Raw genomic sequence first — 9,872 nt, forward strand, 5'->3', positions numbered from 1 at the left:
TGATCATAACGCAGCTATCAACATAAAAAATAGAGCGGAGGGGCATCCCGTTCTTAAAGCTCAACGTCTCCTACGCAATAGCCGGATTGGTTGAGAAGCCTACACTATACCTGTACTCAGGTTAGTGTAGGAGTATGTCACGAAAACAAGACTGTGCTGGAATCATTACAGACTATTTTATCCTCCCGTAGCTATATGCCCCACGGGAATTGTTACCTGTGGCAAACTCCCCTGGTGGGATTACACGTTGTCAGTGATGCGCTGATTGCGATCGCCTATTTCTCGATTCCGGCAATGCTGATTTACTTTGTCCGCCAACGCCGGGATATTCCTTTCTCTAGAGTATTTATTTTATTCAGTGCGTTTATTGTTTTCTGTGGCGTCGGACATCTGTTTGACATTTGGACACTTTGGCACGCCGATTACTGGATATCCGGAATTGAACGCGCTTTAACCGCCCTGATATCTTGTTATACAGCGCTACGATTAATCGATTTACTGCCCCAATTCCTCGCCCTACGCACCCCGGAACAGTTGGAAGCAATTAACCGGGAATTACAACAGCAAGTGGTACAACGACGCCAAACCGAAGAAACCCTACGCGCCATTGTTGCGGGTACAGCGTCGGTTACAGGAGAAGACTTTTTTGCCGCCTTGGTGCAGAATTTGGCAAAATCCTTACATGTTCCCTCTGTCGTCGTCGCTGAGAAAATTGGCGATCGCGAACCGGGATGGCGTAACCTTGCTTGTTGTTGCATCGCATCCTATCAGGTGTCCCAGTTACAGCCTACTTCCTGTGAAATTATTCCCCAAACTCAACCGAGTGGTAACGAAGCTGACAATTGGCAGAAACTTTTTCCCTATACAACAGATACGGAACATTGCGTGGGGATTCCCTTACTCGACGGAAATAAACAGGTAATTGGGATGCTGGGTATTTGTGATATCAAACCCTTGTGCATCAGCAATTTAGATCAAGCGATGATGAACGTATTTGCCGCCCGCGCCGCCACAGAATTGCAACGGAAATGGGCAGAAGACGAAAAACATCGCGCCTACGAAGCCTTAGAATTTCGGGTTGAGGAACGCACCGCAGAATTAGTGGCAACCAACGCCACCTTAGAAACTGAAATTCAAGAACGGATTGCCGCCGAAGCCGCGATCAAATTGATGGCGCAGCGGGAAAAAGCAATTAACCGCGTCATCCAGCAAATGCGCCAAAGTTTAGATTTAGACACCATCTTTAAGGCGACAACGGCTGAATTACGACAAGCCATTGAGTGCGATCGCGTTCTGATTTATGAGTTTAACCCCGATTGGAGTGGGGCAATCGTTGCTGAATCCGTTGCCCCCGGTTGGCAGGCTTTACTTCTTGAGGGTAAAAAATCCTCTACCTTTGCCCAAACCACAACGGTTAATCCCCAGTGTCTTGCCACTCAATTAACCGGTGCAGATGGATTGGTTCAAGACACGTATCTGCAAGAACGACAGGGTGGAATCTATCGACAAAAGAACACCTATTGCTGCGTCTTTGATGTTGAACAAGCTAACTTTTCCGAATGCTATCTCAACTTGCTCAAAGGAATGCAAGCCCAAGCCTATATCATCGCCCCCATTTTTTGCGGTCAGCAACTATGGGGACTCTTAGGGGTGTATCAAAACAGTAATCCTCGACAATGGCAACCCGCAGAGGTACAAATTGTTACCCAAATTGGCAATCAGCTTGGTGTCGCGGTTCAACAGGCTGAACTCTTTGCCCAAACCCAAAACCAAGCCATCGAACTTCAACAGGCAAAAGAAGCAGCGGATGCGGCAAACCGGGCAAAAAGTGAGTTTTTATCCAATATGAGTCACGAACTCCGCACGCCCATGAATGCGATTTTAGGATTTACGCAACTCATGCAGCGCGATCAATCCTTACCCGCCCAGCATCAAGGGTACATGGAAATTATTAATCACAGTGGTGAACATTTACTGGAGTTGATTAATGATGTCTTAGAGATGTCAAAAATTGAAGCGGGGCGGATAACTTTAGCAGAAATTGACTGTAATTTACATCAACTCTTGCGCCGTCTGGAATCCATGTTCCAACTCAAGGCAAAGTCCAAAGGATTACGTTTAAGGGTTCAGCGAGACGATACTGTTCCCCAATGGATTAGAACCGATGAACATAAATTACACCAAGTCTTAATTAACTTGCTGAGTAATGCGATTAAATTCACAGAAAACGGTCAAGTTACTCTAGAGGTATCGGGTGTTCGTCAGGGTAAAACCGTCAACCTGGGATTCAAAGTAGCTGACACCGGACCCGGAATTGCGAAAGAAGACAGGAATGAGTTATTTCAAGCCTTTAAGCAGACCAAACTTGGGCAAAATACCTACGAAGGAACCGGGTTAGGATTAAAGATTTCTCAGAAATTTGTGCAATTGATGGGCGGTGAAATTACTATCACAAGTGAATTGGGACAAGGAAGTTGTTTTAAATTCCAAATTCAGGTAGAATTAACGGAATCTATCCCCGATACTCCAGCCTCTAATTTCCAGGAGGTAACGGGATTAGCTCCCGGACAACCCGCCTATCGAATTTTAGTCGTTGAAGATCATCTGGTAAACCGCCAGCTATTGGTAACGCTGTTAAAAGAGGTGGGTTTTCAGGTTAAATCGGCAGAGAATGGACAAGCCGCGATCGCGCTTTGGCAAAAATGGCAACCTGAACTGATTTTCATGGATATGCATATACCGATTATGGATGGTTATCAAGCCACTCGACAGATTAAACAGTCGAATTTTGCCACGATTCCGCCGATTATTGCGATTACCGCCAGTGCGTTTGCCCATAAGCGAGAGGAATGTTTAACGGCTGGATGTGATGCATTTATTAGCAAGCCGTTTCATCTGGAGGAAATTCTAGAAATTATCAGTCAATATTTAGGCGTGCAGTATTCGTACAACACGACAACCGAAACAGTGTCTGATGCTACTGATGCCAGCGTATCTCCATCGGATTATACTCTAAATGCCAATGATCTCAAGATTATGTCATCCGAATGGATTGAGCAACTTCACTACGCGGCGAGTTCCTGTAACGATGCTCTCTGTTTAAGCCTAATTGATCAAATTCCCGACGAAGAATCTCAACTCATTGAGGCGCTAAGGGAGTTAGTGGACAGCTATCAATTTGATCAACTGATAAACTTGACTATCTCTCCAATAAATCCGTGAAATCAGTGTCACTAACCTTTCACTTCCCCACCCAAATCTCTCCAATAAATCCGTGAAATCAGTGTTTTGACAAATGACAAATGATAATCAATTTATCGCCGATATTCTCATTGTTGACGATAAACTCCACAATATTAAATTTTTATCGGATTTCTTATCAGACTACCACTATCAAATCCGCAAAGCCATTAATGGTGAAATGGCGTTAAAAGCTGCTCGGCTGCTTCCTCCAGACTTAATTCTCCTGGATATCAATATGCCCGGATTAGATGGCTATGAAGTCTGTGAACAACTCAAAGCTGATCCGAAAACAAGTTCTATCCCAATTATTTTCCTGAGTGCGTTTTCGGATACTGAGACCAAGGTGCAGGCATTTCAATATGGCGGTGCTGATTACATAACCAAACCCTTTCAACTGGAAGAAGTTTTAGCCCGAATCCAAACCCAATTAAATATTAAACGTTTGCAAAGTGAACTCGAACATCGCAATAAAAAGCTGGAAAAAACTGTAGACGTACTGCAAAAAACCAAGACGGCTTTAACCACATCAGAAACCGAACTTCGCGCCTTATTCCACGCCATGACTGAACTGGTGTTAGTTTTGGATTCCCAGGGGCGCTATCTAAAAATCGCCACACCCAACCATGAGTTGATCTCTCAATCTCCCCAACTCGCCCAGGGAAACACAGTCCATGAAAGTTTACCCCAACCCCAAGCTGATTTAATATACAGTACGATTCAAAACGTATTAGAACGCCAGGAAACCATTGAAGTTGAATATAGTCTTCAGTTAGAAAACGGCAGAACAGACTTCTCCACCAAGATTTCTCCTCTATCCCAGGATAGCGTTATAGCGGTGATGCGGGACATTAGCGATCGCAAACGCCGTGAAGAAGCCTTACAACTCATTGTTGAGGGAACCGCCACCAAAACAGGGCGCGAGTTTTTCAACGCTTGTGTTCGCCAACTTGCCGAAATTTTGTCAGTTCGTTATGCGTTTGTTACCGAATGTCTAGATTTTAAACAAAAACGAGTCCGGACATTAGCCTTTTGGCTGGACGAGAAATTTGTCAAAAATATTGAATATGACTTGCTGGGAACACCCTGTAAGGAAGTGATTCAAAATAACAAATATTATTGCTATTCTGACAATATTATCGCGAGTTTCCCTGATGATCAAGATTTAGTGGACTTAAAAGCCGAAAGCTATGCCGGAATTCCTTTAACTGATTCAATGGGGAATGTCATTGGTCATATTGCTGTCCTAGACACTCAACCCATGCTCAACGATGAAACCCGGGAATTAGTCTTAAAAATCTTTGCCGCTAGAGCGGGGGCGGAATTAGAGCGTCAAATTACGGATATTGCCCTGAAAAAAAGTCAAGAGCGTTCTGAAGAATTATTACTGAATATTTTACCCGCTCCGATTGTTGAACGCCTGAAAAAAGAGAAAACAGCGATTGCCGAACAATTCGCTGATGTGACGATTTTGTTTGCGGATATTGTCGGCTTTACCCCATTATCGGCAAAGATAAACCCCACGGAAATGGTTAACTTACTCAATGAAATTTTCTCTGTTTTTGATCAATTAACTGAGCAACATGGGTTAGAAAAAATCAAAACCATTGGCGATGCGTATATGGTTGTCGGTGGATTACCCGTTCCCAAAGCCAATCATGCTCAAGCCGTAGCGCAAATGGCGCTAGATATGCGAGACGCGATCGCCCGTTTTCAAGAAAGCTATGGTGAACAGCTACAAATCCGCATTGGTGTAAACAGGGGTTCAGTTGTCGCAGGTGTGATTGGCACCAAGAAATTCATCTATGATTTATGGGGAGATGCGGTTAATGTTGCCTCTCGCATGGAATCATTAAGTTTACCGGGTAAAATTCAAGTCACCGAAGCAACCTATACCTGTTTAAAAGAGCAATATCGCTTTGAACAACGGGGAAAAATTGCCGTTAAAGGAAAAGGAGAAATGATGACGTATTGGTTAGTCGAGTCATTAACGAAAAATCCTCCATTACCCAATCCAGTGGTTTGAGCTGTAGGGACACAGCATTACCCATTGGTGTCAACTTCAGGTGAAAAACACAACTGGCAAGTATTTCACCCTCATCCCCTAACCCCTTCTCCCATCAAGGGAGAAGGGGAACTATAGCAATCCTCAATAGGATGCAGCAAGTGTACGGCTTGAAATCCAGGTATAGCAAGGATTTCAGTTTTGAAAATTGCCACAACCTAAATAGGGTCTGCTGAATAAGTCTTGTGGTGGGGAGAGGCAACAGGGAACAGGCAACAGGCAACAGTTTCAAGCCTCTGTTGAGGTAAAATTCGGCGCTTAGGTCGGCGAAAATCCCAAGATGCAAGAGGGTGCTAGTGTAAAAACCTTGCACTTGTTGGATAAAAAAATAGATTTAAACCCTTATCTGGTCTACCTTCCACACTCATGCAGCAAGCCCTAAATACATGACAGCTTACCACCCACGTCAGTAGAGTTGGGTTTCGTTCCTCAACCCAACCTACCAATCATCATAATTCCTAGCCTAATTGCTAGCCAAAGCCGCATTTAACAAAATAGCCAGAACAGAACGAATTGCTCGCAGTTCTTCCGGCGGTTCCCGTAAAAACTCGAAATTACTATCACTAATTAAAGCATTGTACGCTTCAACCACAGCCGCAAACTGAGCGGCATTAACACTACCCCCTGCTGTCAATCCCGCTAGGCTAGTAGCGAGATTCTGGGCAAGGGTGGGATTTGCTCCAGCATTCACGAGAGCATTTTGAATTTGACTCACCCCCGCATCAACGTTACCTGTTCCCGTCAAAACCAAGGCTAAGTTTCCCTGAACTGCCCCAGCAATAGGAGAGGTGTCATTGCCCACACCGGGCAAATTTCGTTGGGCAAGTCGTTCATTTACGAAATCTGTCGCATCGAACACATCCTCTCGTATCTGAGGCGTTTCATAGACGATAATTAGTTCACCCCCTCGACTTGGAGCAAAACCGCCCGCGATGTCACTGGTGGTAATAACATTACCCGAAACATCAGACTGGGCTTGGCTCGATGTTGTCATCGATAAAATTCCTGCTACTCCCACAGCTAAACCTAGTCCTAACTGAAATGCTAAATGTCTCTTTTTCATTCGTCTTCTCCTTATATAACTGATTTGAGTAATGGGCATCGCATTGCTATGCCCCTACGCCAGCAATAAGAGGTTAATCAATCTATCCTCTCTAGAACGATAGCCCATAACCAATCCCCAAAATAAACCGAGGCTCATCACCTGCATTACCCGTCACATCAGCTACAGCCGGGGTAATCACCAGAGGAACACCCTGAATCGGCACAATTGAAGCGCCTAAATATAAGTCTTGACCTGTCCAATCCGCAATTAAAGTAACGGGTTCTACAACTTGTAGACCAACACTACCGAAGACATTTGTTGTACCGTCTTTATCCTCAATATCTTCTTCAGAACGGAAACGTCCCCCACCCAAACCAACGGAAGCAGTTAGGCGACTAAAGGGATCACTGGGATTTTCTCGCAAACGGAAAACTTTACTGACAACTCCATAAACACTTTGGTCACCATCAGTATTCCCCCAAACAATGGCATTCTCTACACCAACTGCCACAGCGAGATCATCACCAATTAAGCGGTGAAGTTTGAAACTAACTCCGCCATCTTCAAAGGTATCGCCAAATAAGTCATAAATTGAAACGGCGGTTTCTAGAGCAACGATTCTCCTCGCATCACCGACGCCAAAACCGACCACAACAGCACCATCGTCTTCATCGAAAAACCGCACTTGCTCTTGATAGGTAGCACCGAAGAATATATTTCCCGTTTGAGCGCCAAAGGCTGTAGGAGTATTAATACTGGAACCTCCGCGTACAATCCGACGCAATTGTTCCTCCACAGGCGGTGCTGGCAAGAGATACTGCCGTCGCAAAGCAGCAAGTTGTTCTGGTGTCGGTGGTGGTGGTTCTTGGGCAATGGGTTCATACCCCACAATGTAACGGCTTGCCACAGTGGTGGGCGGGATTTGGGGTAATTGCCCTTGGCTGACTAATGCTTGGTAAATAAAGGCAGCTACATCGGCACGAGTGGCAGTCTGATTCGGATTCAAGAACGCCACATTCGGGTAATTCACTACCATCTGGTTTACCGTTGCTGCCGCGATGCTAGTCTGCGCCCAGTCCGGAATTTGAGCGGCATCCTGAAAGGCTTGATTTAATAGGGCTGTGCTTTGAGCGGGAGCCGATAAATCCAATCCACTGACTAATGCCACTAGCACTTGCACACGGGGGATATTTTGATCCGGAAGGAAAATATTATTGGGATATCCTTCCATAAATCCCATGCGATAGGCTTCTTGAATCGCATCCAATGCCCAGAAGTTAGCTGGGATATCCGAAAACTGAGTGGCTGGACGTTCCAAGGGTTGCTCAAACGCCTGACGAATCATCGCCGCAAACTGAGCGCGGGTGACTGGGGCGTTAGGTCGAAATGTCCCATCGGGAAATCCGCGAATGATTCCCCGTGAGGCTAGGGCTTCGATAAAGGCTTGCGCCCAATTGCCTTGAATATCTGGAAAGGTTGTGGCTTGAACGATTTGCCTGCCCCGACTAGGCGTCGATTTCGGTGCTGTTTGGGCAGGTTGAGTTGTATTTGGGGCAGAGTTTTGGGGGCGCAGGGCATCAGCCCCCAGCATGTTATTTAGGAGTGATTCTCCTAACGAGCTTTTTTGATTGGCTGGTGGGTTTGTTTGCGCTTGGGCAATACTCTCAGGACTGGCGATGTTAGCTGCCACACTGAGTAACGTGCCACCTAACACTGAACCAATGACCCGATATCCCCAATAGTGCATAGTTTTGCCGATTGGCTGAAAACAACCCTTAAACCTATATCTCCTCATCACTTTTGCTATGCTCCCGAAGCTGAGTTGTTACCTCAAAGGTACATGAGTTTTGCTGATTAATGCCTTAATTTAGCTAAAAAATTGGCGTGGATACTTCTGTTATGACCCAACAGGGTTTAAGGGAAGTCTCTATGGTTATCCAAAACTTTGACTTTTTGAACTTAAGTAGGAACGGAGACCATAAACTCCCGCCGAGCCTAAAAGCTCGCCTGTTGTGTGCCGCGTTGTGGTCAGCATGAGATTGGTAGCCACAATGAACACACCTAAACCTGTCACCTTTTCGGTTTCGTCTATCCCATCTGTTGCAGTTCGAGCAGAACTGCGAGGTCTTGAATGGGTCTTTCACCACTAGCTGAATCCCCTCCTCCTCACACTTCCTTTCCAACAACTGCACCAAAGTTCTATATAGCCAATGAGACAGCCGCCTGTTAAACAGGCGAGAGAACGTCCCTCGTTTTCCCTGTTTAACCTTCTTCAAGTCCTCTATACTGAGAACTTTTGTAGAAGACAAATCAACTTTCTTCAGAGCCTGACCCAACCGAGATTTTATTTCGGCGTGGGTATTCTTCTGACGCTTTTTAAACTCCTGAATCCGTTGATAAATATCTTGTCCAACTACCTGGGAGTCACTAAACACCACCCCGTTTTTATAGTTGGAATCCATTCCCACAACTCTACCTTGAGTTTTCAAGGGAGGTCTAACTTTCTCAAAGATAAAATCAATCCACAATCGCCCTTTCTTCAACCCCATGCGGATCGTTTTAGACATCTGCCATCCCTGAGCCAACCGTTGATTGATTACTGAGGTGGACTTGAGCGGGATAACTAACTTGGGCGCCCCCGAACCAATCAGTTTGACGCACCAATCAAAGCCCTTTTTTTTAAAGGGAGAGATAGTGACGAAGTGATAGAACAATGTAACTGTGTGCCATTTTAGCTGAGGTTTCCGTTTTCTCTGTTTCTGGTGAACAGAAAAAACACACTCACTCGCTTGTTTGGCAAGTGCTTGCCCTAAACGGGTTGTGATCCCAAACTTTTTCTTGGCTCGGTGAACTGTGGGCAGGTCAGCCAGTTTCCCCGAAAAATCTTGACGTTGCCAAAACAAGTCAACAAAATACTGCATAATTGAGTGGCATTGACCCAAAAATTCGCGCACAATTAGAAACTTACTTACATTCAAATCATTTAGGTAAACCCGTGCTGTGCGCTTCATCAAATTTTTGTTTCTTTTCGATGCCACCATTCCGTTGTTATGTATAGGATTGGGTCTTTGTACACCTGATGGAGAGAGTGTGCCAAGGTTCACCCCCAGAATCAGAGCCGCTTCGGTTATCTTATGTCGTTTTGACTTAACCCTAAATAAAAGTCTAGCAAATAAAGTCAAAATATTGAAGAATTATTTACAATGCCTCTACACAAATACACAATAGTTGCTAAAATGTCAAGCCTTGGTGAACGTGCTTACCAATTTCGCTTTTATCGCCTATGAACCTTCAGGCTGATTAAATGGTAATTTAACAATAGTAGCTGGCTTCGGCTAAGATGACACAGAGGTTCGAGGAAAGGGTATTCCAAGCCAATTGATTCAGCAACCCCACGCTACTAACGTGGAGCGTGGGGATTGCCAGAGACAAGTCTGGTGACGCAAGAGTTGAATAGACCACTAGCCATCAACTGATACACACTTCCGAATGCTTCCCCAGTTCGGATCAACTGTAAGCCTA

General features: G+C 45.1%; 5 protein-coding genes and 1 pseudogene. 3 read left to right on the forward strand and 3 right to left on the reverse strand.

What is annotated here, in order from left to right; translation table 11 throughout:
* The 3 genes and pseudogenes from RH949_RS31280 to RH949_RS31290 all read left to right on the forward strand — a co-directional run.
* Positions 1–94, forward strand: a pseudogene (locus tag RH949_RS31280) (RNA-guided endonuclease InsQ/TnpB family protein); the annotation flags it as partial.
* A gap of 59 nt (positions 95–153) precedes the next feature.
* On the forward strand, positions 154–3,222 hold the full coding sequence (locus RH949_RS31285; protein ID WP_446358691.1) for an ATP-binding protein: 3,069 nt from the start codon (positions 154–156) through the stop codon (positions 3,220–3,222).
* Positions 3,223–3,295: 73 nt separating this feature from the next.
* On the forward strand, positions 3,296–5,266 hold the full coding sequence (locus tag RH949_RS31290) for an adenylate/guanylate cyclase domain-containing protein (protein WP_446358693.1): 1,971 nt from the start codon (positions 3,296–3,298) through the stop codon (positions 5,264–5,266).
* A 502-nt stretch (positions 5,267–5,768) separates the two neighbouring features.
* On the opposite strand, the gene RH949_RS31295 is transcribed toward RH949_RS31290, so the two are convergent.
* The 3 genes from RH949_RS31295 to RH949_RS31305 all read right to left on the reverse strand — a co-directional run bounded on the left by RH949_RS31295 (position 5,769) and on the right by RH949_RS31305 (position 9,361).
* Positions 5,769–6,368 carry a hypothetical protein gene (locus tag RH949_RS31295; RefSeq protein ID WP_446358695.1) on the reverse strand — a complete coding sequence of 200 codons (600 nt, stop codon included), beginning with the start codon at positions 6,366–6,368 and terminating at the stop codon, positions 5,769–5,771.
* A 91-nt stretch (positions 6,369–6,459) separates the two neighbouring features.
* Entirely contained in the window at positions 6,460–8,097 is a 1,638-nt protein-coding gene (locus RH949_RS31300; RefSeq protein ID WP_446358697.1) for an S-layer homology domain-containing protein, read from the reverse strand.
* Positions 8,098–8,221: 124 nt separating this feature from the next.
* Positions 8,222–9,361, reverse strand: coding sequence for a zinc ribbon domain-containing protein (locus tag RH949_RS31305; protein ID WP_198016430.1), 1,140 nt, complete (start codon positions 9,359–9,361; stop codon positions 8,222–8,224).
* Between the last annotated feature and the right edge of the window lie 511 nt (positions 9,362–9,872).

This window comes from Coleofasciculus sp. A1-SPW-01, from assembly GCF_040217205.1.
GTDB classification, from domain to species: Bacteria; Cyanobacteriota; Cyanobacteriia; order Cyanobacteriales; family Coleofasciculaceae; genus Coleofasciculus; species Coleofasciculus chthonoplastes_A.

What these genes read in the sequence shown, in the direction of transcription:
- RH949_RS31295 (WP_446358695.1), bottom strand. Translation starts at nt 6,368, where the DNA reads ATGAAAAAGAGACATTTAGCATTTCAGTTAGGACTAGGTTTAGCTGTG.
- RH949_RS31305 (WP_198016430.1), bottom strand. Translation starts at nt 9,361, where the DNA reads ATGAAGCGCACAGCACGGGTTTACCTAAATGATTTGAATGTAAGTAAG.
- RH949_RS31290 (WP_446358693.1), top strand. Translation starts at nt 3,296, where the DNA reads ATGACAAATGATAATCAATTTATCGCCGATATTCTCATTGTTGACGAT.
- RH949_RS31300 (WP_446358697.1), bottom strand. Translation starts at nt 8,097, where the DNA reads ATGCACTATTGGGGATATCGGGTCATTGGTTCAGTGTTAGGTGGCACG.